Source organism: Pseudomonas sp. S2_A10 (genome assembly GCF_054668465.1).
This window is the reverse complement of sequence record NZ_CP162773.1, coordinates 5,251,041-5,275,848: the sequence shown is the minus strand read 5'-3', so window position 1 is coordinate 5,275,848 and position 24,808 is coordinate 5,251,041. Positions and strand designations below refer to the sequence as shown.

The 24,808-nt window shown below is 60.1% G+C and carries 18 protein-coding genes; 10 read left to right on the top strand and 8 right to left on the bottom strand.

The window, feature by feature from the left end; genetic code table 11:
• Positions 1-202: 202 nt before the first annotated feature.
• Entirely contained in the window at positions 203-1,246 is a 1,044-nt protein-coding gene (locus AB4N41_RS23535; protein WP_252876450.1) for a WD40/YVTN/BNR-like repeat-containing protein, read from the top strand.
• Complete coding sequence (locus AB4N41_RS23530) at positions 1,243-3,627, top strand: efflux RND transporter permease subunit (protein ID WP_042606775.1); 2,385 nt, start codon at positions 1,243-1,245, stop codon at positions 3,625-3,627. The genes AB4N41_RS23535 and AB4N41_RS23530 overlap by 4 nt, the downstream gene beginning before the upstream one ends.
• A 264-nt stretch (positions 3,628-3,891) precedes the next feature.
• On the opposite strand, the gene AB4N41_RS23525 is transcribed toward AB4N41_RS23530, so the two are convergent.
• Together AB4N41_RS23525 and AB4N41_RS23520 are read right to left on the bottom strand one after the other, a co-directional pair.
• A complete protein-coding gene (locus AB4N41_RS23525) occupies positions 3,892-4,611 on the bottom strand; it encodes a FadR/GntR family transcriptional regulator (protein WP_024013185.1) in 720 nt (239 codons plus the stop codon).
• Positions 4,612-4,798: 187 nt separating this feature from the next.
• Positions 4,799-6,535 (bottom strand): IlvD/Edd family dehydratase, encoded by a 1,737-nt coding sequence (locus tag AB4N41_RS23520; RefSeq protein ID WP_041480068.1) that lies wholly within the window; start codon positions 6,533-6,535, stop codon positions 4,799-4,801.
• A gap of 192 nt (positions 6,536-6,727) precedes the next feature.
• Here AB4N41_RS23520 and AB4N41_RS23515 point away from each other — a divergent pair, with 192 nt between their 5' ends.
• From AB4N41_RS23515 to AB4N41_RS23480, 8 genes are all read left to right on the top strand, one after another.
• Positions 6,728-8,050, top strand: a complete 1,323-nt coding sequence (locus tag AB4N41_RS23515) for an MFS transporter (protein ID WP_056789414.1) — start codon at positions 6,728-6,730, stop codon at positions 8,048-8,050.
• A 144-nt stretch (positions 8,051-8,194) separates the two neighbouring features.
• Positions 8,195-9,187 (top strand): AraD1 family protein, encoded by a 993-nt coding sequence (gene araD1, locus AB4N41_RS23510; RefSeq protein WP_130928830.1) that lies wholly within the window; start codon positions 8,195-8,197, stop codon positions 9,185-9,187.
• Positions 9,188-9,196: 9 nt separating this feature from the next.
• The gene (locus AB4N41_RS23505; RefSeq protein WP_460138094.1) at positions 9,197-10,777 is read left to right on the top strand and encodes an aldehyde dehydrogenase (NADP(+)); all 1,581 of its coding nucleotides are present in this window, start codon (positions 9,197-9,199) and stop codon (positions 10,775-10,777) included.
• Positions 10,778-10,982: 205 nt separating this feature from the next.
• A complete protein-coding gene (locus AB4N41_RS23500) occupies positions 10,983-11,294 on the top strand; it encodes a DUF5629 family protein (RefSeq protein WP_110645651.1) in 312 nt (103 codons plus the stop codon).
• Complete coding sequence (locus AB4N41_RS23495) at positions 11,281-12,456, top strand: lactonase family protein (protein WP_460138093.1); 1,176 nt, start codon at positions 11,281-11,283, stop codon at positions 12,454-12,456. The genes AB4N41_RS23500 and AB4N41_RS23495 overlap by 14 nt, the downstream gene beginning before the upstream one ends.
• Positions 12,457-12,612: 156 nt before the next feature.
• Positions 12,613-12,792 (top strand): hypothetical protein, encoded by a 180-nt coding sequence (locus tag AB4N41_RS23490; RefSeq protein ID WP_016775003.1) that lies wholly within the window; start codon positions 12,613-12,615, stop codon positions 12,790-12,792.
• A 265-nt stretch (positions 12,793-13,057) separates the two neighbouring features.
• A complete protein-coding gene (locus AB4N41_RS23485; RefSeq protein WP_039763920.1) occupies positions 13,058-13,270 on the top strand; it encodes a hypothetical protein in 213 nt (70 codons plus the stop codon).
• Complete coding sequence (locus AB4N41_RS23480) at positions 13,267-13,524, top strand: hypothetical protein (RefSeq protein WP_016775000.1); 258 nt, start codon at positions 13,267-13,269, stop codon at positions 13,522-13,524. Before AB4N41_RS23485 ends, AB4N41_RS23480 begins: the two co-directional genes overlap by 4 nt.
• Before the next feature lie 120 nt (positions 13,525-13,644).
• Here the strand turns inward: AB4N41_RS23480 and AB4N41_RS23475 are convergent, their stop codons facing one another.
• From AB4N41_RS23475 to AB4N41_RS23450, 6 genes are all read right to left on the bottom strand, one after another.
• Positions 13,645-14,241, bottom strand: coding sequence for a glutathione S-transferase (locus tag AB4N41_RS23475; RefSeq protein ID WP_252876449.1), 597 nt, complete (start codon positions 14,239-14,241; stop codon positions 13,645-13,647).
• Positions 14,238-17,879, bottom strand: coding sequence for an AAA family ATPase (locus AB4N41_RS23470; RefSeq protein WP_252876448.1), 3,642 nt, complete (start codon positions 17,877-17,879; stop codon positions 14,238-14,240). Before AB4N41_RS23470 ends, AB4N41_RS23475 begins: the two co-directional genes overlap by 4 nt.
• Positions 17,876-19,120 carry an exonuclease SbcCD subunit D C-terminal domain-containing protein gene (locus tag AB4N41_RS23465; protein ID WP_252876447.1) on the bottom strand — a complete coding sequence of 415 codons (1,245 nt, stop codon included), beginning with the start codon at positions 19,118-19,120 and terminating at the stop codon, positions 17,876-17,878. The genes AB4N41_RS23470 and AB4N41_RS23465 overlap by 4 nt, the downstream gene beginning before the upstream one ends.
• 77 nt (positions 19,121-19,197) lie before the next feature.
• Positions 19,198-20,358 (bottom strand): hypothetical protein, encoded by a 1,161-nt coding sequence (locus tag AB4N41_RS23460; protein ID WP_252876446.1) that lies wholly within the window; start codon positions 20,356-20,358, stop codon positions 19,198-19,200.
• A 200-nt stretch (positions 20,359-20,558) separates the two neighbouring features.
• Complete coding sequence (locus AB4N41_RS23455) at positions 20,559-21,674, bottom strand: SoxR reducing system RseC family protein (RefSeq protein ID WP_252876445.1); 1,116 nt, start codon at positions 21,672-21,674, stop codon at positions 20,559-20,561.
• Positions 21,664-24,798, bottom strand: coding sequence for a toxin VasX (locus AB4N41_RS23450; RefSeq protein ID WP_460138424.1), 3,135 nt, complete (start codon positions 24,796-24,798; stop codon positions 21,664-21,666). The genes AB4N41_RS23455 and AB4N41_RS23450 overlap by 11 nt, the downstream gene beginning before the upstream one ends.
• Positions 24,799-24,808 lie beyond the last annotated feature (10 nt).

The following is a 24,808-nucleotide window of genomic DNA, read 5'->3' as shown; positions in this document are numbered from 1 at the left end:
TACAGAGAGCCGCTTTCGGTTAACAAAAGATAACGCGGCGCCGATTGTCAGACATTTGCAAAGCCCGATAGGATGAGCCAGCTTCCGAAGGGGCTCTGGATTGCGGGTTTCAGGACTATGCTTCTGAAACGCCAGTAGCCGAGCACCCTTGCGGCGCCCTTGAAGGCCCGATGGCCCAACAATAATAAATAGGGGAAGGTCTATGAGTCGTTGCCGCCCGCCGGCGTTACGCAACACCGCGTTGCTGGCCACAGCACTCTCGCTGCTGGGCTTTGCCACGTTATCGGCACCTGTGATTGCCGCCGAGGCCCCGGCTGACGTGGTCTATGCCACCGAATCGGCCAAGGCCGCAAAAAGCCTGATTCTTGATGTCGTCCACGCTGGCGCGCGTCTTGTCGCGGTCGGCGATCGCGGGCACATCGTCTATTCCGATGACCAGGGCAAAACCTGGACCCAGGCCAAGGTGCCGACCCGGCAACTGCTCACTGCCGTGTATTTCGTCGATGACAAAAACGGCTGGGCCGTTGGCCACGACGCACAGATTCTCGCCAGTGCAGACGGCGGTCTGACCTGGACCAAACAATTCGAAGACCTCGCACGCGAATCGCCGCTGCTCGACGTCTGGTTCAAGGACGCCAGCAGCGGCTTTGCCGTGGGCGCCTACGGCACGCTGCTGGAAACCTCCGACGGCGGCAAGCACTGGGAAGACGTCAGCGATCGCCTCGACAACGAAGACCAGTTCCACCTCAACGCCATCGCCGCCGTGAAAGACGCCGGGCTGTTCATCGTCGGCGAGTCCGGCAGCATGTTCCGCTCCGCCGATGACGGCCAGACCTGGGAAAAACTCGAAGGCCCGTACGAAGGTTCGCTGTTCGGCGTGATCGGCACGGCGCAGCCGCAGACCCTGCTGGCGTACGGCTTGCGCGGCAATCTTTATCGCTCCACTGATTTCGGCAGCACCTGGGAGCAGGTCGAACTCAAAGCTGCACGCGGTGCGCTGGAGTTCGGCCTGTCCGGCGGCACGCTGCTGGAAGACGGCTCGATCGTCATCGTCGGTAACGGCGGTTCGGTGATCAGCAGCAGCGACAACGGCGAGAGCTTCAGCGTGTTCAACCGCCCGGATCGCATTTCGCTGTCGTCAGTCACCGCCGCCGGCAACGGCAACCTGATTCTGACCGGGCAGGGTGGTTTGCACATCACCCTGCCAAACGGTGCCGAGACCAATAACAAGAAGGCGGGGCTATGACTTCCTTGATCACTCCTCAGCAGGAAAAGGCGACGGTTCTCGAGCGCCTGATCTTCAACAACCGTCCGGCCGTGATCCTGATCTGCCTGGTGGTGAGTATTTTCCTGTTCTGGCAGGCCACGCTGATTCGGCCGTCGACCAGTTTTGAAAAAATGATCCCGCTGCAGCATCCCTTCATCGAAAAGATGATGGAGCACCGCAACGATCTGGCGAACCTGGGCAACACCGTACGTATTTCGGTGGAAGCCACCGACGGTGACATCTTCTCCAAGGAGTACATGGAGACCCTGCGCCAGATCAACGACGAAGTGTTCTACATTTCCGGCGTCGACCGTTCCGGCCTCAAATCGCTATGGAGCCCGAGCGTACGCTGGACCGAAGTGACCGAAGAGGGTTTCGCCGGCGGTGAAGTGATTCCGCAGAGCTACAACGGTTCCCAGGACAGCCTCGATCTGCTGCGCAACAACGTGCTCAAGTCCGGCCAGGTCGGGCGTCTGGTGGCCAACGACTTCAAGTCGAGCATCGTCGACATCCCGCTGCTGGAGGCCTATCCGGACCCCCAGGATCAGGGCAAGTTGCTGGCGCTGGACTATCGCCAGTTCTCCCATGAACTCGAAGACAAGATCCGCAACAAGTTCGAAGCGCAGAACCCCAACATCAAGATCCACATCGTCGGTTTCGCCAAGAAGGTCGGCGACCTGATCGACGGTCTGGTGATGGTGGTGCTGTTCTTCGGTGTCGCCTTCGTCATCACCCTGATTCTGCTGCTGTGGTTCACCAACTGCCTGCGCAGCACCATCGCTGTGTTGAGTACGACGCTGGTGGCGGTGGTCTGGCAACTCGGGTTGATGCACTTCTTCGGCTTCGGCCTCGACCCGTATTCGATGCTGGTGCCGTTCCTGATTTTCGCCATCGGCATTTCCCACGGCGTGCAGAAAATCAACGGTATCGCCCTGCAATCCAGCGAGGCCGATAACGCCCTGACCGCTGCGCGGCGCACCTTCCGCCAGTTGTTCCTGCCGGGGATGATCGCGATTCTCGCCGATGCGGTGGGCTTCATCACTCTGCTGATCATCGACATCGGCGTGATCCGTGAACTGGCTATCGGCGCCTCCATCGGCGTTGCGGTGATCGTGTTCACCAACCTGATCCTGCTGCCGGTGGCGATTTCCTATGTCGGCATCAGCAAGCGCGCGATTGCCAAGAGCAAGAAGGACGCCAACCGCGAGCACCCGTTCTGGCGTCTGCTGTCGAACTTCGCCAGCCCGAAAGTCGCGCCGATTTCGGTAGCGCTGGCGCTGATCGCCTTCGGTGGCGGCCTCTGGTACAGCCAGAACCTGAAGATCGGCGACCTCGACCAGGGCGCGCCGGAACTGCGTCCGGACTCGCGCTATAACAAGGACAACAACTTCATCATCAGCAACTACTCGACCAGCTCCGACGTGCTGGTGGTGATGGTCAAGACCAAAGCTGAAGGCTGCTCGCGCTACGAAGCCATGGCGCCGATCGATCAGCTGATGTGGAAGATGCAGAACACCGAGGGCGTGCAGTCGGCGATCTCGCTGGTGACCGTGTCCAAGCAGATGATCAAGGGCATGAACGAGGGCAACCTGAAATGGGAAACCCTGTCGCGCAACCCGGACGTACTGAATAACTCGATCGCCCGCGCCGATGGCCTGTACAACAACAGCTGCTCGCTGGCACCGGTACTGGTGTTCCTCAACGACCACAAGGCCGAAACCCTCGACCGTGCGGTGCAAGCGGTGCAGGAGTTCGCCAAGGAAAACAATAAGGACGGTCTGGAATTCATCCTTGCTGCCGGTAACGCCGGGATCGAAGCGGCCACCAACGAAGTCATCAAACAGGCTGAGCTGACCATTCTGATTCTGGTGTACATCTGCGTGGCGGTGATGTGCATGATCACCTTCCGCTCTTGGGCGGCAACCCTGTGCATCGTCCTGCCGCTGGTGCTGACCTCGGTACTCGGCAACGCGCTGATGGCGTTCATGGGCATCGGCGTGAAAGTTGCGACGCTGCCGGTGGTGGCGTTGGGCGTGGGGATTGGCGTGGATTACGGCATCTACATCTACAGCCGCCTGGAAAGTTTCCTGCGTGCCGGGCTGCCGTTGCAGGAAGCCTATTACCAGACCCTGAAGTCCACCGGTAAAGCGGTGCTGTTCACCGGCCTGTGCCTGGCGATCGGCGTGTGCACCTGGATCTTCTCGGCGATCAAGTTCCAGGCTGACATGGGCCTGATGCTGACCTTCATGCTGCTGTGGAACATGTTCGGCGCGCTGTGGCTGCTGCCGGCGCTGGCCAAGTTCCTGATCAAGCCTGAGAAGCTGGCGGGGCAGAAGGGCAATTCGCTGTTTGCCCACTGATCTGACAGGCTGAAACGACAAAGCCGCAACCTTGAGGGGTTGCGGCTTTTTTTGTGAATCAACATCAAGAGCCCCTCACCCTAGCCCTCTCCCGGAGGGAGAGGGGACTGACCGAGGGGTGCGGCTAGATATATCGGCCTGAGATACCGAGTCGGTTATGGATTCACAGCAGAACGTTCAAGTCGGCGTAAATCTCAAATATTCCCCAATCGGTCCCCTCTACCTCTGGGAGAGGGCTAGGGTGAGGGCAAGCGGTCTCAAGCCCTAAGAAAGCTCAGCGCCAAGCACCACACTCAACGCACTGCGCGCATCATCCAACTGCACCAGCGTCGCATGCCGGGCACCCAGGGCATCGCGGTTCTCGATGGCGGTCAGAATCGCCTTATGCCTCGGCAGCGCCAATTCATGCAGATTCGGCCGTTGATTGGAATGCTTCAACGCCTCGGCAATCGCTACCGCCAACATATTGCACAGGTTCGCCAGCAGGTCGTTGTGCGTCGCATCGGCGATGCGGCTGTGGAAGTCCAGGTCCGGCTGCAACAGCGCTTCCGGAGTCGGCGCGGCTTCCATGCGTTGGTAGGCTTCGTTGATCGCGGCGATGTCGGCATCGGTTGCATGCTGAGCGGCGAGGGCGGCCGCTGCCGGTTCGATGATGCTGCGCACGCTGGTCAGCACGTTGAAGAATTCATTCTGCGGACTGCTCTGCATCAGCCAGTGCAGCACGTCCGGGTCGAGCATGTGCCATTCGCGGCGAGCCTTGACCACGGTGCCGACGCGCGGTTTGGAATACACCAGACCCTTGGCCACCAGCACCCGCGTGGCTTCGCGCAATACCGGGCGACTGACCGCGTACTCCTCGCAAAGCAGGGCTTCGGCGGGCAGTTTGTCGTCGGGCAAAAAGCGTCCGGAGACGATCTGCATGCCCAGTTCCTGGACGATGCGCGAGTGCATGCTTTTACGGTCGGAAGGTTTGCGGTAATCCATGGGGAGTGGCGCGATCCTGAGCGATGGAGATGCCGCGCATCATAGCAGGCACGGCACAGATTTGAGGCGATACGCAAAAGCAACTGTGGGAGCGAGCCTGCTCGCGAAGGCGGCATATCAGTCAAATAGATGTCGACTGACACTCCCTCTTCGCGAGCAGGCTCGCTCCCACAGGGGAATTGCGCTGTTAGTGAGAGTGACGCGGAACCTCGGCACCTCGGCAACCAACCAGGAAGTCAAAGTCGCAACCCTGATCCGCCTGCAGCACGTGATCGATGTACAGCTGACGATAACCGCCCACCAACAACTGTTGCGGCGCTTGCAGATCGGCCATGCGTGCGGCCAGTTCAGCATCCGGAATGTCCAGATGCAGACGGCCGCTGGCGCAATCGAGTTCGATCCAGTCGCCTTCCTTTACTGCCGCCAAAGGCCCGCCCGCTGCCGCTTCCGGGGCAACGTGCAGAACCACCGTGCCGTAAGCGGTGCCGCTCATCCGTGCATCGGAAATGCGCACCATGTCCGTCACGCCTTGCGCCAACAGCTTGGCCGGCAGGCCCATGTTGCCGACTTCAGCCATGCCCGGATAACCCTTCGGCCCGCAGTTCTTCATCACCAGAATCGAATCCTTATCGACGTCCAGCTCCGGATCGTTGATCCGCGCCTTGTACATGTCGAAGTTCTCGAACACCACCGCGCGACCGCGATGCTGCATCAGTTCAGCGCTAGCGGCGGACGGCTTGAGTACCGCGCCCAGCGGCGCCAGATTGCCGCGCAACACGCAGATGCCACCGTCAGCGCGAATCGGATTGTCGAGGGTGCGGATCACTTGGTCTTCGCCATAGATCGGCGCGTCCTTGGTGTTCTCGCCGATGGACTTGCCGTTGACGGTCAGTGCGTTCGGGTTGGGGATCAGATTGGCTTCGCCGAGGCGACGCAGCACCGCTGGCAAACCACCGGCGTAGTAGAACTCTTCCATCAGGAAACGCCCGGACGGTTGCAGGTCGACGATGGTCGGCATGCCGCGACCGATGCGCGTCCAGTCGTCCAGATCGAGCTCGACGCCGATGCGCCCGGCAATGGCTTTCAAGTGGATCACGGCATTGGTCGAACCACCGATGGCGGCGTTGACGCGAATGGCGTTTTCAAAGGCTTCCTTGGTGAGGATCTTCGACAGTTTCAAATCTTCGCGAACCATCTCCACCGCACGCATGCCGGACATGTGCGCCAGCACATAACGCCGTGCATCCACTGCCGGAATCGCGGCGTTGTGCGGCAGCGAAGTGCCCAGCGCTTCAGCCATGCAGGCCATGGTCGACGCGGTGCCCATGGTGTTGCAGGTGCCCGCCGAACGCGACATGCCGCCCTCGGCTGCGAGGAAGTCGTCGATGGTGATGGTGCCGGCCTTGACCTGTTCGCTGAGCTGCCAGACCACGGTGCCGGAGCCGATATCCTTGCCTTTGTGCTTGCCGTTGAGCATCGGCCCGCCGGTGACGACGATGGCCGGCACGTCGCAACTGGCCGCGCCCATCAGCAGTGCTGGAGTGGTTTTGTCGCAACCGGTGAGCAGCACGACGCCGTCGATCGGGTTGCCGCGAATCGCTTCTTCAACGTCCATGCTCGCCAGGTTGCGGGTGAGCATGGCGGTCGGGCGCAGGTTCGATTCGCCGTTGGAGAACACCGGAAACTCCACCGGAAAACCACCGGCCTCGATCACCCCGCGTTTGACGTGCTCCGCGATCTGGCGGAAGTGCGCGTTGCACGGGGTCAGTTCCGACCAGGTGTTGCAGATGCCGATGATCGGCTTGCCGTGGAACTGATGGTCGGCGATGCCCTGATTCTTCATCCAGCTGCGGTACATGAAGCCGTTCTTGTCGGCTGTGCCAAACCATTGGGCGGAGCGCAGGGTGGGTTTCTTATCAGACATGATCGATTCTCTTATTGTAAGACTATTGTTTGCGAGCTGACGCTTAATCTAAGCTCAAAATCCGCGCTTTGGAAGTGTTGTTGGGTAATTAGTATTACTATATAGTCGTTTTCGACGGAGGGATGGCCCTGGCTGTTTTGGCGAGAGGCGTCCCCCGAGGTTCTATAAAAACAACAATCGGAGACCGATCTCATGAGCCAGGAATTGCGGCTTGTCCGGCGCATCACACTGAAACTGATTCCCTTCCTGATCCTGCTGTACCTGATCGCCTATGTGGATCGCTCCGCCGTCGGCTTCGCCAAGCTGCACATGGGCGCCGACATCGGCATCGGCGATGCCGCCTACGGCTTGGGTGCCGGGCTGTTTTTCATCGGCTATTTTCTCCTTGAGATTCCCAGCAACCTGATGCTCGAACGCTTCGGCGCGCGGCGCTGGTTCGCGCGGATCATGATCACCTGGGGCGCGATCACCATCGGCATGGCCTTTGTGCAAGGGCCGCACAGCTTCTATGTGATGCGTTTTCTGCTCGGCGCGGCCGAGGCGGGGTTCTTTCCCGGTGTGCTGTACTACATCACCCAATGGTTCCCGGTGCGCCATCGCGGCAAGATCCTTGGCCTGTTCATCCTCTCGCAACCGATCGCGATGATGATCACCGGTCCCGTGTCCGGTGGTTTGCTGGGCATGGACGGCATCCTCGGCCTGCACGGCTGGCAGTGGCTGTTCATCGTCATCGGCACCCCGGCGATCCTGCTGACCTGGCCGGTGCTGCGCTGGCTGCCGGACGGCCCGCAGCAAGTGAAGTGGATGGATCAGGCGGAAAAAGACTGGCTGACCGGCGAACTGAAAAAGGACTTGCAGGAATACGGCCAGACCCGTCACGGCAATCCGCTGCATGCGCTGAAAGACAAACGTGTGTTGTTGCTGGCGCTGTTCTATCTGCCGGTGACCCTGAGCATTTATGGTCTGGGCCTGTGGCTGCCGACGTTGATCAAACAGTTCGGCGGCAGCGATCTGGTCACCGGTTTCGTCTCTTCGGTGCCATACATTTTCGGGATCATCGGCCTGCTGATCATTCCGCGCAGTTCCGACCGCTTGAACGATCGCTACGGCCACTTGGCGGTGCTCTATGTGCTCGGTGCGCTGGGCCTGTTCCTCAGTGCCTGGCTGTCGCTACCGGTGGCGCAACTGGCGGCGCTGTGTCTGGTGGCGTTCGCGCTGTTCTCATGCACCGCGGTGTTCTGGACCTTGCCGGGGCGTTTCTTTGCTGGCGCGAGTGCCGCGGCGGGGATTGCCTTGATCAACTCGGTGGGCAATCTGGGCGGGTATATCGGGCCGTTCGTGATCGGCGCGTTGAAGGAATACACCGGCAATCTGGCTTCGGGGTTGTACTTCCTCTCGGGCGTGATGGTGTTCGGGCTGATTCTGACCGGCATCGTCTACCGCGTGCTGGAACGCAAGCATGTGCTGCCCGTCGACCAGTTCGCCGCCAGCGCCCGTGGCGCGACCCGCATCTGACTGACAACACTGGCCCCTGTGGGAGCGAGCCTGCTCGCGAAGAGGCCATCACATTCAACACTGCTGGTGACCGGTACACCGCTTTCGCGAGCAGGCTCGCTCCCACAGGGGATAGCGGCGTTTTTGATGGAACAGGAGAAAATCATGCATCTGGTTCAATTCGAATTACCCAACGGCGAGCGCCGGGTCGGCGTGGTCGACAACGGTCAGGTCCGCGAAGTCGAGGACGCCCGCAGTGTCCGTGATCTGGCCCTGGCGGCAATCGAGGCCGGTAGCTCCCTTGAGCAGCAAGTGCAAAGCCTCGGCCTCGGTGCCAGCCACGACTACGCGCAGTTGCTCAAAGACCTGCGCATCCTGCCGCCACTGGATCACCCGGACCCGGCACACATGCTGGTCAGCGGTACTGGTCTGACCCATCTGGGCAGTGCTTCGGCGCGGGACAAGATGCACCAGCAGGCCGGCGATGAAGCGGCGATGACCGACACCATGCGCATTTTCAAATGGGGCGTGGAGGGCGGTAAACCAGCGGCGGGGCAGGCCGGTGTGCAACCGGAGTGGTTCTACAAGGGCGACGGCAGCATTGTCGTGCGTCCGGGGCAGGCGTTCCCGCTGCCGCCGTTCGCCGAAGACGCCGGTGAAGAGCCAGAGATGGCCGGCCTGTATGTCATCGGCAACGATGGCAAGCCGTATCGCCTCGGTTTCGCCGTCGGTAACGAGTTCTCCGATCACGTCATGGAACGCAAGAATTACCTGTACCTGGCGCACTCGAAATTGCGCAGTTGCAGTTATGGCCCGGAACTTCGTACCGGTGAATTGCCTCAACACCTTGCCGGCACCAGCCGAATCCTGCGTGACGGCGAAGTGCTCTGGCAGAACGAGTTCCTCAGTGGCGAGGCCAACATGTGCCACAGCCTGGCGAACCTCGAGTACCACCACTTCAAATACAGTCAGTTCCTGCGTCCGGGCGACGTGCATATTCACTTTTTCGGTACTGCGACCCTGTCGTTTGCCGACGGCATCCGCACCCAGCCGGGCGACACGTTCGAGATCAGCCAGGCCGACTTCGGCGCACCGCTGGTCAACGGTATCGCACCGGTTCAGGCGGCTTTTGAACCGGACAGCATCGGCACCCTTTAAGGAGATCCCATGACTCAGATTCTCGGTCACAACTACATCGGCGGTCAGCGCAGCGCCGCCGGCAGCGTCAAACTGCACTCGGTCGACGCCAGCACTGGCGAGGCCTTGCCGCATGATTTCATCCAGGCCACGGCCGAAGAGGTCGATGCCGCCGCCAAGGCCGCCGCTGCGGCTTATCCGACCTATCGCAGCCTCAGCGCCGAACGTCGCGCGCAGTTCCTCGACGCGGTCGCCGATGAACTGGATGCGCTTGGCGACGATTTCGTCGCCGTGGTCTGCCGCGAAACCGCGCTGCCAGCCGGGCGCATTCAGGGCGAGCGCGGTCGCACCAGCGGGCAGATGCGTCTGTTCGCCAAAGTCCTGCGTCGTGGTGATTTCTACGGCGCACGGATCGATCTGGCACTGCCTGATCGCCAGCCACTGCCTCGTCCGGACCTGCGCCAGTATCGCATCGGCCTCGGCCCGGTCGCGGTGTTCGGCGCGAGCAACTTCCCGCTGGCGTTCTCCACTGCCGGTGGCGATACCGCAGCAGCGCTGGCCGCCGGTTGCCCGGTAGTGTTCAAGGCCCACAGCGGCCACATGGCCACGGCTGAACTGGTCGCCGACGCGATCATTCGTGCCGCAGAAAAAACCGGTATGCCCGCAGGCGTGTTCAACATGATCTACGGTGGCGGCGTCGGCGAATGGCTGGTCAAGCACCCGGCAATTCAGGCCGTTGGTTTCACTGGCTCGCTGAAGGGCGGTCGCGCTTTGTGCGACATGGCCGCTGCACGTCCGCAACCGATCCCGGTGTTTGCCGAGATGTCGAGCATCAACCCGGTGATTGTCTTGCCGCAGGCACTGGCCACGCGTTCGGAAACCGTCGCGCGCGACCTCACCGCTTCGGTAGTGCAGGGTTGCGGTCAGTTCTGCACCAATCCAGGTCTGGTCATCGGTATTCGCTCTGCGCAGTTCAGCGCGTTTGTAGAGCAAGTCGCCGCTGCGATCGGTGATCAACCGGCGCAAACCATGCTCAACGCCGGCACCCTCGGCAGCTACGGTAAAGGCCTGGAAAAGCTCCTGGCGCACAGCGGCATTGAGCATCTGGCCGGTAATCCGCAGCAGGGCAATCAGGCGCAGCCGCAGTTGTTCAAGGCCGATGTCAGCCTGTTGATCAACGGCGACGAAGTGCTACAGGAAGAAGTGTTCGGTCCGACCACAGTAATCGTCGAAGTGGCCGATCAGGCACAACTGAGCGCAGCGCTGCACGGCCTGCACGGTCAACTGACCGCGACGATCATTGGTGAGCCGTCTGACTTCGAGCAATTCGCCGAACTGACGCCGCTGCTGGAACAGAAAGTCGGGCGCATCCTGCTCAATGGTTATCCGACTGGTGTCGAAGTATGCGATTCGATGGTGCATGGCGGCCCGTACCCGGCGACGTCCGATGCGCGCGGCACGTCAGTGGGCACGCTGGCGATCGATCGCTTCCTGCGCCCGGTGTGCTTCCAGAACTACCCGGACAGCTTGCTGCCCGAACCACTGAAAAACGCCAACCCGCTGCAGATTCAGCGACTGGTGGATGGCAAGCCATCGCGTGAGGCGATCTAGCCAACACCGCGATTTTTTGTGTTGATCGTTCCCACGCTCTGCGTGGGAATGCAGCCCGGGACGCTCTGCGTCCCACTGGAACGCGGAGCGTCCCTTGAGGCATTCCCACGCGGAGCGTGGGAACGATCAGACAGAGATTCCAGCAGGGGCCTCTGGATCACATTGGGCTATCATTGGCCCTTTCCCCCTAGAAAGACTGTTTGCCATGACTGCCCAAACCCTTCTCAACGCCCTCGAACACTGCGGTATGGTCGAAATCGATGGCCTGCACGCCTTCGAATTCGCCCTCGACGAGGACGATAACCTGCACATCGAATGCATTGATGGCCGTGCAGCCAAGCACTGGGAATTCACCCCGGCGCAGGTCGCGCAAGCGACGTTCGATGAGACGCTGCAGAGCTGGCTGATCGTCGGTTACGCCAGCGACACCAAGACCACGGGCGAGCATCGTCTGGTGTGCCTCGGCGACGTAGTCAGCAGCAGCGACGATGAGGATGACAATAATGAAGATGCGTAATTTCTGGCCTTTGCTGATGGCCGGCAGCGTCGGCGCGATGGGGCTTTCCAGCGCCAGCGCCGACACCTTGCAGTTGCTGGTCGGCTCGTACACCGCCGGTTCCAGCCAGGGCATCTACCGCATGCAGTTCGACAGCGCCACCGGCCAGATCGACGCCAAGCCGCTGCAAGTGGTCAAGACCGAAAACCCTTCGTGGCTGACCCTCTCGAAAGACCAGAAGCGTTTGTTCGTGGTCAACGAAAACGGCCCGGGCCAGACCGATCCGGTCGGCCGCGTCAGCAGCTTCGCCATTGACCCGAAGACCCATGCGCTGAGCCTGATCAATCAGGTGCAGAGCCTGGGCAACGAGCCGACCCATTCCAGCCTCAGCGCTGATGCCAGACACCTGTTCGTCAGCAACTACTCAGTGATGGAAGATCCGGGCGGCACCCTGGCGGTATTGCCGGTCGATGCCGACGGCCAGTTGAAACCGGTGGTGCAGATGAGCGGCCACCCGGCCAGTCGGGTCAACCCTGAGCGTCAGGCTTCCAATCATGTGCACTCGACGGTGTCGTCGCCGGACGGGCGCTATGTGTTCTCCAATGATTTGGGAGCGGACAAGGTTTTCATCTATCAGTACGACCCGAAGGCCAATCCACACCTGCCGCTGACCCCGGCAAAAACCGCCTCGGTAGCCTTGCCGGCCGCCAGTGGCCCGCGTCATCTGCTGTTCAGCGCTGATGGCAAACACGCTTGGCTGACCATGGAGATGAGCGCGCAGGTTGCGGTGTTCGACTACAACGACGGCGTACTGACCCAGACGCAACTGGTCGATCTGGCAGCGGGCCAGCCAACCTCGGACAAAGCCGGCGCGGCGCTGCATGCTTCGGCTGACGGCAAGTTTCTCTACGTGAGCAATCGCGGCACGGCCAATCAACTCGTAGTGTTCGGCATTGATCCTGCGACCGGTCAGCTCAAAGAGCTGCAAAAGCGCTCGGTCGAGGGGGATCACCCGCGCGAGTTTGCTCTCGATCCGAGCGGTAAATTCGTCTTGATCGCCAACCAGAAGAGCAACCAGATTGTCGTCGTCGAGCGCGATACCAAGACCGGTCTGCTCGGCAAAACCGTGCAAAAACTGCCGATGGACGCGCCAAGCGATCTGAAGTTTGTAGTGCGACAATAAGCCACAGGCCCCGGTCTGCGGGGCCTGCATCGTTGTATTAATTGCACTGATATCGGCTAATGCTACAAAAGATTTCAAGCGAGCAACCCTCGAGCGTTACGTTTGTTTCACAGCCCGACCGGGCAAACCAAGCAAACGAACACGAGGGTTACCGCCATGAATTTCAATCTCTTCTCCGTCATCGCCGCTTCCGCCATTTCTGCCACCGTGGTATTGCCAGCCGGTGCCAACGTCGAAATCGCCAGCAAAAAATCCCACACCCAGAGCTACACCCAGAAATACCTGCAACAAAGCGCCAACTTCTACGCCGCGCTGGATCACAAAACCCAAGCCTGAGCGCACCGTTCTCCTGTAGGAGCTGCCGAAGGCTGCGATCTTGATCGTTCCCATGCTCTGCGTGGGAACGATCAAACAAGAGATCGCAGCCTTCGGCAGCTCCTGTGCGCGTACGCGTTCTCCACTCATAGGTTTTCTCTCGCGGGCAAATAGAGCCGCTAAATAATCAACGAAGCTGATATTCACCATTGCAAACCCTGAGTGGTTGCTTCGGCTTTTTTGATTGATTCTGTGGCCATCGAAACCTTTGCCCACGGAGAACACCATGGCCAGCGCAATCCTCACTTCCGCCAAACGCGGCGCCTACCTGGCCATCGGTCTGTACCTGGCCGTGGTGCTGTTTGTCAGCATCGGCGCACAAATGGAACACAGCTTCGACGCCCCGATCGACGTCGCCCACCCCGGCATCCAGTTCGAACTGCGCTCGCAAAGCGCGATGGTCGACAGGGCCGAACTCGCAGGAGTCGGCGGCGCATGAAAGGCTACAGACTCTGGGTCATCGCCAGCCTCGCGCTGATGACCAACGGCGCCTCACTCTTGGGGTTTGGCCAGGGCTCGGTGGGCGGTTTGGCCCGGGCCATAGAGGCCAACCACAACATCGCGCACAACATTGAACGAGCCAACACGCTGGGCCTGATGGCCGGCAATCCACCGGTCAAGGTCGCGGTGGATTTTCTCGGGCCGTTTGAAGTGGATTGCATGGCGCTGGGCATGTGCCAAGCACTGGCCTAATGATCGTTCCCACGCTCTGCGTGGGAATGCCTCAAGGGACGCTCCGCGTTCCACTGGGACGCAGAGCGTCCCCGGCTGCATTCCCACGCGGAGCGTGGGAACGATCAAAGGGACAGAGGGTTATTTTTTCATGATCGAGATGAACAGCTCGGATTCGAGCAAGCGCTGCAACCAGGCCTGCAAGCGAACATAAGGCGTCTGCGCGAACCACTCGCGATCAACGTGAGCGAACTGCCGGACGAAGGGCAGCAGGGCGATGTCGGCGAGGCTCGGATGATCGGCCAGCAAGTACTCACGTCCTTCAAGCAGCTCATCCAGTTTCTGCAGAAATAACGCACCTTCAGCCCGATAAGCTTCCATCGGCTGCTCAGGGTAACGCTCGGCGTACTTGTAGCGATTCAAAGCCGATTTGAAAATCTGATCATTGCCTTCAATCAGTTTCTCCATCCACAGTGCCGCGAACGAATCACCGCCCAGCAACCAATCATCCGGATCATTCTGCGCCAACGCCCAGCGCATGATCTGCAGACTCTCATCAATCACCACGCCATCGGCATTCAGCACCGGCACGGTGCCCTTGGGCGAGAGTGCGAGCATTTCCGCCGGCTTGTTCTTGAGGCTGACCTCAACGATCTCCACCGGCACGCCCGCATAACGCAACGCCATTCGCGCACGCATGGCGTAAGGGCAGCGGCGGAAGGAATACAGCGTGTTCATTTCACCTCCAGCGTGCTCAAACCATTGCCTTGGCGCCGCACCTGAATCTGCACAGGAATCCGTTCGTGCATTTCCTGCACATGGGAAATCACCGCCACCTTGCGTCCCTGCGCCTGCAAGCCATCGAGCGCGTCCATGGCCAGTTGCAAGGATTCCGGATCAAGGCTGCCGAAACCTTCGTCGATAAACAGCGATTCGATTTTCAGCGTGCTCGACGCCATCGAAGCCAGACCCAGCGCAAGGGCGAGCGAGACGAGGAACGTCTCGCCGCCCGACAACGAATGCACCGAGCGCAGTTCGTCGCCCATTTCCGTGTCCATCACCAGCAGGCCGAGCATGCTGCCGCCACGTTTGAGGCGATAGCGTTTGACCAGTTGGCGCAGCTGCGCGTTGGCGTGGTGCACCAGCAGGTCGAGGTTGTAGGCCTGGGCGATCTTGCGGAAGGTGTCGCCGGTGGCTGAGCCGATCAAGGCACTGAGTCGCGCCCAGCGTTGATACTCGGCGTAGGCGTCAGCGATCTGCCGGGCCAACGCCTGATTGGCGTTCTGTCGGCGCTGGTCTTCCGCCTGTTCGGCGCGCAGTTCGGCGCACTGCTGTTCGCTGACGGCGAACTGGTTTTGCAGCTCGGCGAGGGCGCTGTCCAGCTGTTCGGCGTCAAGATTGCCGTCCTGCCGGGCCTGGTGATCGAGCAGGCGCTGATCGCGCTCTTGCAACAAGACCTGGGCCTGTTCGATGGCTTTTTCGTTGTGCTGAAGGGTCTGACGCAGGTCGGCGACTTGCGCGTCGTCGAAGCGCAGCAAGTCTTCCAGGCCGCTGTCATCCAGTTCCGGGTGGCTGGCGCGCCAATCGGCGATCTTGCCGGCGAGTGCCTGTTCTTCAGCCTCCAATGCTTGCAGGCGATCCTGCTGAGACTTGAGTTCGGCTGCGGTCTGCACCAGCTGCGTGCGCACGCTTTGCAGCTCCTCAGCGGTGCTGGTTTCGGCGACGCGCGCCTGTTCCACCGCGTGTTCCAGCTGCTGCTGCCAATGCTCGGCGCTGCTGTGCTCGCCAAGTAACTGCGCGAGTTTTTCCTGACAGCTTTGCTGCTGCTCGGTCAGCGCCGTGAATTGTTGCTCGGCGCTGTGCAGTTGCTGAGTGCGCAGCTGTTGGCGATCCTGTTCTTTCTCCAACGTCTGCTGGCGTTGCTGCTGTTCGCTCAGCTCTTCCTTTTGCTGTTCGAGCTGGGCCAGACGCTCGGCGATCTGCCGATCCAGCTGCATGAACGTTGCCGCCGGCTCAAGGCGCAAGGCCTCAAGCGTGTCGGCGGGCAGCAGCGGGCCAAACGCGGCGAGTTCTTCTTCAAGACGCTGACGGTCGCTGTTGAGTTCATGCTGCTGATGGCTCAGCTGTTGCGTCGCTTGCTGGTGAGCCACTTCGGCCTGACGCAATTGTTGCGACAAACGCGCCGCGTCCTGTTGCAAGGTGAGCAGGGCGCTTTGCCGTTGTTCGTCTTGAGTGATGCTCTGGTTCAACTGCTCGGTCTGGCGGCTGAGCCAGGCGTCGCGTTTGTCGGCGTTCTGATTGAACAGTTGCGCGGCCAGCGGATGCGCGTCGAGGCTCGGGGCCAGGGCTTGTTGTTGCGCCGCCAGTTGTTCCTGTTGCTGGAGCAATTCTTTCTGTTGCGCGATCACGCCACCGACTTCGCCGCGCAGCTCGATCAGTTTTTCCTTGAGCTGATCGACCACTTGCTGGGCGTTGGCCTGTTCGCTTTCATCGTGACGGCCAAGGCTCTGCAACAGCGCTTCGGGCTGGTGATAGGGATGCTCGTTGCTGCCGCAGACCGGGCAGGGCTGATCGTCCTGCAACTGCGCGCGCAACTCTTCGACACTGGCACTGCGCGCCAGCCGCTGACGCTCGAGCAGTTCGCGAGTGACATTGAGGGTCTGCTCGGCGACGGTCAGTTCGGCCTTGGTTTTCACACCGTCCTGGGTCAGACGTTCACGTTGCTGCTGCGCGTCGAGCTGACGTTGTTGCAACTCGGCGCTGCGCTTGTCCAGATCCTGCTGAGTCGCCCACAAACGCGACAGGTCTTCGATTGCGCGCAGCTGTTTGCGGTTGTCCTGCAGCAAGGTGCCGAGCAGGCCGATCTGTTCGGCCACCGCATCGGGCTCGGCGCCAGCCTCTTTGAACAACACTTCCAGTTGTTGCTTGTGCGAGGCCAGTTGCTCAGCACTGCGCGCGGCGTTCTGTTCGAGGGACGCCAGTTCGCTCTGGCCTTTGTTCAAGCGGTTGCCGATCAGCATCAACTGTTGCAGACGGTCGCGATAGGCGCTCCAGGCATCGCTCAAGGGCGCCAGATGGGCGCTCTGCTCAAGCTCGGTGGCGATGCGTTGCAAGCGTGCGGCGACTTCAGCCTGTTTTTCCTGCAAGGCCTGAATCGCGCTCTGGCCATCCTTGAACGCTTGCTCGGCGGTTTGTCGGGCTTCGGCGCTGCTGGCAGTGTCCTTGATCAGACGGGCGAGGGTGCTTTGCTCTTCGAATGCCTGACGCAGCAACGGTGCGTTTTCGCTCTGGCGCTGTTGCGCTTCGCTCAGGGCGACTTTTGCTGCATCGAGGTTTTGCGCCAGTTGCGTCTGGCGCTCGCCCAACGCAGCGTGTTGTTGGGTGTGCGCGGCAATCTGCGTCGCCAGTGGCGTCAGCAGCGCATCAAGCTCGGCCTTGCGCGCGAACTGATGGCGTTGCGGGCCAAGCTGTTCCAGACGCGTCAGTTTTACCCGCTCGCCGGCCAGTGCCTGCCATTGCTGTTGCGCGGCTTGCAGTTGTTCGCTGGCGGCCTTTTGCGCGTCCTGCAACTGACGCAAATCCTTCAGCCAACCGTGTTGTTGCTCAAGCTGTTTGAGCTGCGCCTGTTGCGCCTTCATCTGTTGCTGCGCGGTGTTGAAACGCTCGTCGAGTTCGGCGCGGGCTTCCGGCGCCAAAGGCGTCACTCCGGTAGCCTGATCCTGCAGCAGCTTGTGCGCTTCGCGGGCCTCTTTGGTCTTGTCGAAGGCGCGGCGGCCGAGACGGGTGTACAGCGCGGTGTCGGTGAGTTTTTCCAGCAGTTCACTGCGGTCGTTGTCGTCGGCCTTGAGGAACGCGCTGAACTCGCTCTGCGCCAGCAGCACCGCGCGGGTGAACTGTTCAAAGTTAAGGCCCAGCGCGGCTTCCAGCTGGGTTTTGTATTCGCCTTTCTGGCTGGCGAGCAGTTGATCCTGATCGATGTCGCGCAGGCTCTGCCGACTGGCCTGGAGTTTGCCACCAGCCTTCTCGCGAGCACGATTGGCTTCCCAGCGCGCGCGATAGCGGCGGCCATCGACGCCGACAAAATCCACTTCGGCATAGCCTTCACCGGTGCCACGCCGCAGTAAGGTGCGCGGGTCACCAGTGGCGATTTCACCGTCAGCGTCGGGGACTTTCGCATCGCGACCGGTGTTGTTCAGGCGCGGCACGGCGCCGAACAGCGCCAGACACAACGCATCAAGCAACGTGCTCTTACCAGCGCCTGTGGGGCCGGTGATCGCAAACAGACCAGCGCTGGCCAGCGGTTCGGCGGTGAAATCGATCTCGAACGGACCGGCCAGCGAGGCGAGGTTTTTCAAGCGAATGGCGAGAATCTTCATGGCTGCTCGCCCTCCAGTTGCACGTCCTGCAGCAGTTCGGCGAAGTCCTTGAGCGTCTGCTCGTCGACCAAGCTGCCGTAATTGTCGAGCCAGGCGCGGCTGAACAATTCCTGCGGGGTGAGCTGGTCGAGTTCGATCAACGTGCTGCCGTCATCGCTGCCATCGGCACCACGATTGCCGGCGTATTCAGCGGCGATGCGCACCAGTCGCACGGCTTTGCCTTGCAGTGCGGTTTCCACTTGATGGCGCAGATCCGGCTGCGGCTCATCCAGACGCACGCGCACTTCGAGCCAGGGCTGGCGCTGGGTTTCGGCGAGCAGATCGATGTTCGGCAGGTCGGCCAGTTGCAGCAGAATCTCGGCCAGCGGCGCCGGGCCGATGCGTTGCAGATTGACCGAGCGCGGGATCAATTTCGGCTCGACGCTGACCAGGGTTTCACCCTCGAGGACCACATCGAGAATCTGATGCTGATAACCGATTTCGGAGAACGACAGCGGAATCGGCGAGCCGCTGTAGCGAATGCGCTCCTCGCCGTTGACCTTCTGCGGCTTGTGCAAATGGCCGAGGGCGACGTAACTGATGCTTTCGCCGAACAGGCTGGCGGGCAGCGCTTCGGCATTGCCGATGATCAGGCTGCGCTCGGAATCCTCCGACACCGAGCCCCCGGCCATGTGCGCGTGGCTGATAGCGATCAACGCCTGCCCGGGCTGACGCTTGGCATTCGCCGCCGCGATCAGCCATTCATGCACCTGACCGATGCCGCGCAGATAGTTGTCACCCAGATGCGCGCCAGTGACTTCCGCCGGGCGCAAGAACGGCAGCGCCAGACACCACGCGGCGATTTCTCCTTGCGCATTCGGCAGCGGCAGCAACAAACGTTCGGCGTCGAGCTGCCCGTCATCCAGCCACAGCACCCGACCCAACGCGTGAGTGCGCAAACGCCGCATCAACGGCGCCGGCAGCTCGATCCGCGAGCCGGAATCATGGTTGCCGGCGATCATCACGATGGTCAGCAACGGCTGCTGTTCGTGAGCGCTGACGATGAAGTCGTAAAGGCGTTCCTGAGCTTTGACCGGCGGATTGACCGTATCGAAGATGTCCCCGGCGATCAGCAGCACATCCGGCTGCGCCAGGTGCAACTGGCGCAGCAGCCATTCGAGAAAACACGCGTGCTCGAAATCGCGCTCCTGGCCGTGCAGGTTTTGCCCAAGGTGCCAGTCGGAGGTGTGGAACAGACGCAAGGTGGACTCCGCATTTTGATCAAGAGGGTGGCCGCGAAGAAGAACGGGCGGCGAGAGGAGGGGAGTTTACTGGCAAATCACGCCCCTTGCCTTGTCGTGTGTCTGCTTGCACCGACAGCGGCGAATATTTCGGTAATCGGCCGATGCGGGTGGCGTCTGTGCATCTGCCGCACCAGCTCGCTCATCCGCAACAACTCTTCGCTCGGCTTGGCCCATTGCTCTTTCGGCAGCGGCTCGGACCATTCGCGCATGACTTCCGGCACCGCCTGCTTGCCGATTCTTTCCAGCCGACGAATTTCCCATTCGAGCAGACGGTTGGGAATCGTCCATAAGGTCATGACGTGATACAGGTACCAAAAGAACCCCGACAGCCGCGAGCGGTGGCCTTCACGGATCTGCTGATGCATCCGCGCGCGGGCATTGTGGAATGTATGCAGGCCTTCGTGGGGTGGGTCGTCCGGGCCTTGCAGATCCTGCAAATCCTGAATCGATTTGAGGTCGTTGACCTCGTACTCCATGTAGCCGCGAATCGCTTCCCAGTGGCTGATCGCGAGCTCCAGGCCGGCGCATTGGAATTCCTGGCTTATGAGGGTTTCACCTTGGTAGAAACCGATGCCCATACCGTATTGGCGATGGATCCCGAACTGGGTGGCGCCCTTGGCTTCGATGATCCAGGCGCTGAGCGACTCCCACGGGACAAATACCGGTTCGGTCGCGCCCCGGGGCATGAAGCAGACTTCGCGGCGTTGACGGTTGAAGCGGGTTGGGATGAGGGAGAGGCGTTTTTTGTGGACGTGGTGCCAAACGGCCAGGCCGATACCCAAGGCCATAAAACCCGTTAATAACGCCAATTTGTAAAGGGCAAGAAAAACACCCTCAATAATTTCCTTAATGAACTCCCAGTTATCTCCAAACATGAGCCCAATTAAGCCTCCCACCAGTGGATATAGAAACGCGATCATGAATGTGCCACTGAACGGTCCTCCTAAAGTCACCTGCCACATAAATACCTGCGGGTTTCCCAACCCGAAGTCCATGTAAACACTGTTTAGTTCCCCTATGTGAGGCCCGTAAGGTGGCGTTTGTGTTGGTAATGACAAGGGCGCGAGATAGGTAATTTTTCCACTCGGAAACGGCTCTACATCGCCCGCTTTTCTGATCACCTCACATTGCGCATCAACAAGAGGCTCATTGTGATTATTCAGCATGGTCAGCCCTTTCGAGGTATTGATTTTCAACCAGCAGAACCATCGGGTTTTCCTTGGCCGACCCGGTAGCAACAACTGAAAAATGGCCACCACCCCGAGGGTCTCCCACCTCGGCCAAGATCAACCGAAACATCCGCATCCACGCGGTCCCCTGTGGGAGCGAGCCTGCTCGCGAGGGCGCTCAAACAGGCAAAAAACCTCCCTCCCTCTGGTCACAAAACTGCTCTGCATCAGTCCACAGCCCGCCTGCAAACCTCAGCAAAAATCTGCGTAATCGGCCGGTGCGGCTGGCGCTTGTGCATCCGCCGCACTTGTTCACTCAGTCGCAACAGCTCTTCACTGGGCTTGGCCCATTGCTCTTTCGGCAGCGGCTCGGACCAGGCACGCATGACTTCCGGCAGCGCCTGCTTGCCGATTCTTTCCAGACGGCGCACTTCCCATTCGACCAAACGGTTGGGAATCGTCCATAAAGTCATGACGTGATACAGGTACCAGAAGAACCCCGACAGCCGCGAGCGGTGGCCTTCACGGATCTGCTGATGCATCCGCGCGCGGGCATTGCGGAAAGTGTGCAGGCCTTCGTGGGGCGGGTCGTCCGGGCCTTGCAGGTCTTGCAGGTCCTGAATCGATTTGAGGTCGTTGACTTCGTACTCCATGTAACCGCGAATCGCCTCCCAATGGCTGATCGCGAGCTGCTGGCCGGCGCATTGGAATTCCTGGCTGGTGAGAGTTTCGCCGTGATGAAAACCGATGCCCATGCCGTATTGGCGGTGGATGCCAAACTGGGTGGCGCCTTTGGCTTCGATGATCCAGGCGCTGAGCGACTCCCACGGGACAAAGACCGGCTCGGTGGCGCCTTGGGGCATGAAACAGACTTCGCGGCGTTGACGGTTGAAGCGGGTTGGGATGAGGGTGGCGCGGGTTTTGTGGACGTGGTGCCAGACGCCTAGGCCAATAAACAAGGCAATTAAACCCGTTGAGAAAGCCAATTTGTAAATGGCAAAAAAAATACCCTCAATGACTTCTTTAATGAACTCCCAGCTATCACCTAACAGAAGTCCTATAAACCCTCCCATCAGTGGATATAGAAACGCGATCATTAATGTGCCGCTGAATGGTCCGCCTAAAATGACTTGCCAAGAAAAAACCTCCAGTGTCCCTAAACCGAAATCCATATAAACGTCATTCAGTTCACCAATATGCGGACCGTAAGCTGGCATTGATGTTGGTAATGGCAAGGGCGCGAGATAGGTAATTTTTCCGCTCGGAAACGCCTCAATGTCACCGGTCTTTCTAGGCTGTCGAAGCGGGCGAGTTGCTAATGGATCATCGTGATTATTCAGCATGGTCAGCTCTTTCTAACAGGTGAGCCTCAACCAGCAAAACTGGAGGTTTTTCTTTGACCTGTTGGGGAGTAACAACCCCAAAATGACCCTCACCACGCGGATCGAGGTGAATGACGCGAGTTCGAGATGCCCATTCACCTTTTTTATTCAATGTCTGAACGCACACAGCCAATTCCAGCGTTTCTTTCGCGGGAACAAATTCCGACCCGAGGCCCGCTGGATACTGGAGACAAAGTATCAGTCCTTCTGGGCTGGACTTCACGATGCGCAGGCTGCTTAAAATCTCGTCACTAATGACATCTCGCTGCTCTCGTGGTGCTCCTCGACTGTGCAGCGGAATTGAAATGCGGTGCGCGCCGATACCTAAACGGGAGGTTGGGTTGCCGCCAAACGGACGCAGCAGATCATTCAGCGTTAGGGTCGGCAATGCTAAGTGAATATCGCTGGGTTTGGCTTTGAATAACAGATCCTTCAGCCAAGAGTCGTACAGATTTGGGCCAAGCTGCGCGTAAGGTGCGTGAATTAAAAAAGCCAGATAACTTTGATAGTCATCAAGTGAGTGGTCGCCACGCATCTCGCTATCCCTACTCCACGGTGTGATTTTCAACCATTTATCGTGAGCACTGATGTTGTAGCGGCTGTACAGCAAGCTACCCCCCAGCTCTAGAACAGTAAAAAGTGCTCCAGCGAGATTGAAGCGGAAAAAGACGGTGGATAAACGTGTGCCAGCAGCGGCCCAAGCAGCTCTACGAGCGGCATTACTTGACGCCTTCAATACCTTGAATGTGGAGTGGACAGTGTTGGTCAAACCATAGCCACTAACTGATGTCATTCCACCAGCTCCCATCGTCGCCAATGCAGCTGCGCTTTGCGCCGAATGATTTCCACTGCGAACCGCCTGTTCCCAGTTTTTGCGCTGCGTGACAATACTGTTCGTAGAAGAAGCCAACCCTGACAAATATGTAAAAAAACCCAATCCCACATGCAATTTCCCCATCTGCACGTGCACGGTCTGCAAGGCATGGAGCTGAACGCTTGCCACTAGAGAAGCGCAGCGAACTTTTAACGCCGTATCAGCAAGACTTTGTGCGGCACTAAATCCCGCCGCTCCCGTTGCAACGACTGAATTCATCAACGAGGTCCACACTCTTTCATTTACAGCCTGCCTGCGCAGCTCCCGATAAACCCCCACCAAATTCACCACCTGCACCAACACCACCAACAATCCCATCCCCTCCGTCCGCACCAGGCTCGCCTTCGAAACTCCCGCCACTCCCGCGCGAATATTCTCCAGCAACCCGCGCAATTCCCCTTGCTGCGCCGACGGAAACACCACCGTCACGCCCGCTTTCGCCGGGGTGGCGCCATACAGCCGTGCCGAGCGATCCGGCAGTTCATCAATCGGGCTCAACGCTGCCGCAAGGCGGCCTTCGAACAGCGCCAATTGCGTGCGCACGCGGACGATTTCCTGCTGCAATTCCACCGCCCGGGCGGTTTTGTGGCCTTGGCGGTTTTTGTTGTGGGTGAGCTGGTTGCGTTCGCGGTTGAGGGTTTTCAGGTAGTCGCGCTCGCGCAGCACTTCCTTGATCGTGGCTTGCAGCGCCGCTTGCTCCGCCGGGGTGGATACGGTGAAGGTCACGCCGCTGGTTCGCGCGGCGTCGAACACGCGCAGGCGCAGGGCTTTGGGCAGGCCCTGGAACAGTTCGTCGAGGTCGGGAATTTTCTCGCCGGCAAGATCAAAACCTTCCAGCGCCCGGCTCAGGCCGAGGTTCAGCGCCGGGCTGTAGGTGTCCTGCACCGCATCGGCGAGGACGCGGCTGTGTGCCGGCAGATCGTCGAGGGCCGGCAACTGCGGATGCTCGATGCTCTGCAATTTGGCCAGCCAGTCCGGCAGGTTGTTGAACATCGCCATGCCGGCGTTGAACAGCGTTGAATATTGCCCGGCCTGTTCGGTCTGCAAGCGCAGCGGCAAGGTGTAGAACAGCGGGCGGGTCAGTTGCGGGTGTTGCTCGAGGTAACCGAGCATTTGCTCATTGGCCGCGTCGCTGCGGCCGATGTCCTTGAGGCAGGCGTATTCGCTGGCGAGCGCCTGATCGATCTGCACTTGCCCGTCGAAATACCACGCCGAGCGATGGAAACGCCCGGCGCACAGCAATTGCGCGCGGTCGGCGGTGATGCGTTCGAGCAGGCGATTCCAGCGTCCGAGGTTGTCGCGATGATTGTTCAGCACCTCGTCCATGGCCGGGCGGTCGATCAGGTCGTTGATGCCGCGTTTGCCGCTGAGCAACGGGCCGTCGAGCACGTCTCTCATGCGTCGGTTCTGATCCTTGCCGAGGTCGACCAGTGTGTTCAGATGACGCTCGACGAAATCGGCCGGGGCCACTTCAGCAAAATATTCGCGGGTGTAAAAGCGCCGATCTGCCTCGGCGGTGACGCGAGCGTGCGCGGTGAAATCCGGGGCAATGCCGTCGAAGCGGTTCAGCGCCAATGACTCGTCCAGTGCCTTTTCGCGAAGCTGTTGCAACTCAGGCGTGGCTTCGACTGCAACTGGCTCGACCTCACCACCTTTGTTCAGATAGTCGAGCAGCGCCTGCCGGGTATTTTCCCGATCCGGCTCGGGCAATTGCTCCAGTTCAGCAAACAATGCCTGGGCGCGCGGATCGTCGCTGGCCTTGGACAAGGAGTCGAAATCCTGAGCGCCCAACTGGCTCAGCGACTCAATGTAACTGGCCAGCAGATAGTCGCGCTCGTTGTTGTCGGTGTTGCTCCACTGCTCGATCCAGCCGACCACCAGGTCCTGATAATCGGCCAGATCGCGCATCACTCCGAGGTCGTCGTTGACCAGCAGAAACAGCGTGTCGTCCTGATAAGGTCCGCGCACCCGACCAAGAAATTCGCCGATATGCGCCTCGCGAAAACGTCGCGGGTTTTCCCACAGATAAGGTTCGCGTTCGTGCTCCGGCGCATCGCTGACCTGCACCGCCGGCATCCGCGTGGCGTCTGCCTCGGCCAGCGGTTTCGCTGTGCAGGCCACTTCCGCCAGCCACTGTTTCGCCTGGGCCACGGTGAGCAGATGCTCGCCGCCGATCAGACAATGCACCGGGCCGAGATCGACCGCCTGCATGAAGTGCTCG

Coding starts and splice junctions, on each gene's coding strand:
- AB4N41_RS23535 (WP_252876450.1), top strand. CDS start 203: ATGAGTCGTTGCCGCCCGCCGGCGTTACGCAACACCGCGTTGCTGGCC.
- AB4N41_RS23530 (WP_042606775.1), top strand. CDS start 1,243: ATGACTTCCTTGATCACTCCTCAGCAGGAAAAGGCGACGGTTCTCGAG.
- AB4N41_RS23505 (WP_460138094.1), top strand. CDS start 9,197: ATGACTCAGATTCTCGGTCACAACTACATCGGCGGTCAGCGCAGCGCC.
- AB4N41_RS23450 (WP_460138424.1), bottom strand. CDS start 24,798: ATGCAGGCGGTCGATCTCGGCCCGGTGCATTGTCTGATCGGCGGCGAG.
- AB4N41_RS23475 (WP_252876449.1), bottom strand. CDS start 14,241: ATGAACACGCTGTATTCCTTCCGCCGCTGCCCTTACGCCATGCGTGCG.
- AB4N41_RS23485 (WP_039763920.1), top strand. CDS start 13,058: ATGGCCAGCGCAATCCTCACTTCCGCCAAACGCGGCGCCTACCTGGCC.
- AB4N41_RS23470 (WP_252876448.1), bottom strand. CDS start 17,879: ATGAAGATTCTCGCCATTCGCTTGAAAAACCTCGCCTCGCTGGCCGGT.
- AB4N41_RS23455 (WP_252876445.1), bottom strand. CDS start 21,674: ATGCTGAATAATCACGATGATCCATTAGCAACTCGCCCGCTTCGACAG.
- araD1 (WP_130928830.1), top strand. CDS start 8,195: ATGCATCTGGTTCAATTCGAATTACCCAACGGCGAGCGCCGGGTCGGC.
- AB4N41_RS23525 (WP_024013185.1), bottom strand. CDS start 4,611: ATGGATTACCGCAAACCTTCCGACCGTAAAAGCATGCACTCGCGCATC.
- AB4N41_RS23520 (WP_041480068.1), bottom strand. CDS start 6,535: ATGTCTGATAAGAAACCCACCCTGCGCTCCGCCCAATGGTTTGGCACA.
- AB4N41_RS23500 (WP_110645651.1), top strand. CDS start 10,983: ATGACTGCCCAAACCCTTCTCAACGCCCTCGAACACTGCGGTATGGTC.
- AB4N41_RS23515 (WP_056789414.1), top strand. CDS start 6,728: ATGAGCCAGGAATTGCGGCTTGTCCGGCGCATCACACTGAAACTGATT.
- AB4N41_RS23495 (WP_460138093.1), top strand. CDS start 11,281: ATGAAGATGCGTAATTTCTGGCCTTTGCTGATGGCCGGCAGCGTCGGC.
- AB4N41_RS23480 (WP_016775000.1), top strand. CDS start 13,267: ATGAAAGGCTACAGACTCTGGGTCATCGCCAGCCTCGCGCTGATGACC.
- AB4N41_RS23490 (WP_016775003.1), top strand. CDS start 12,613: ATGAATTTCAATCTCTTCTCCGTCATCGCCGCTTCCGCCATTTCTGCC.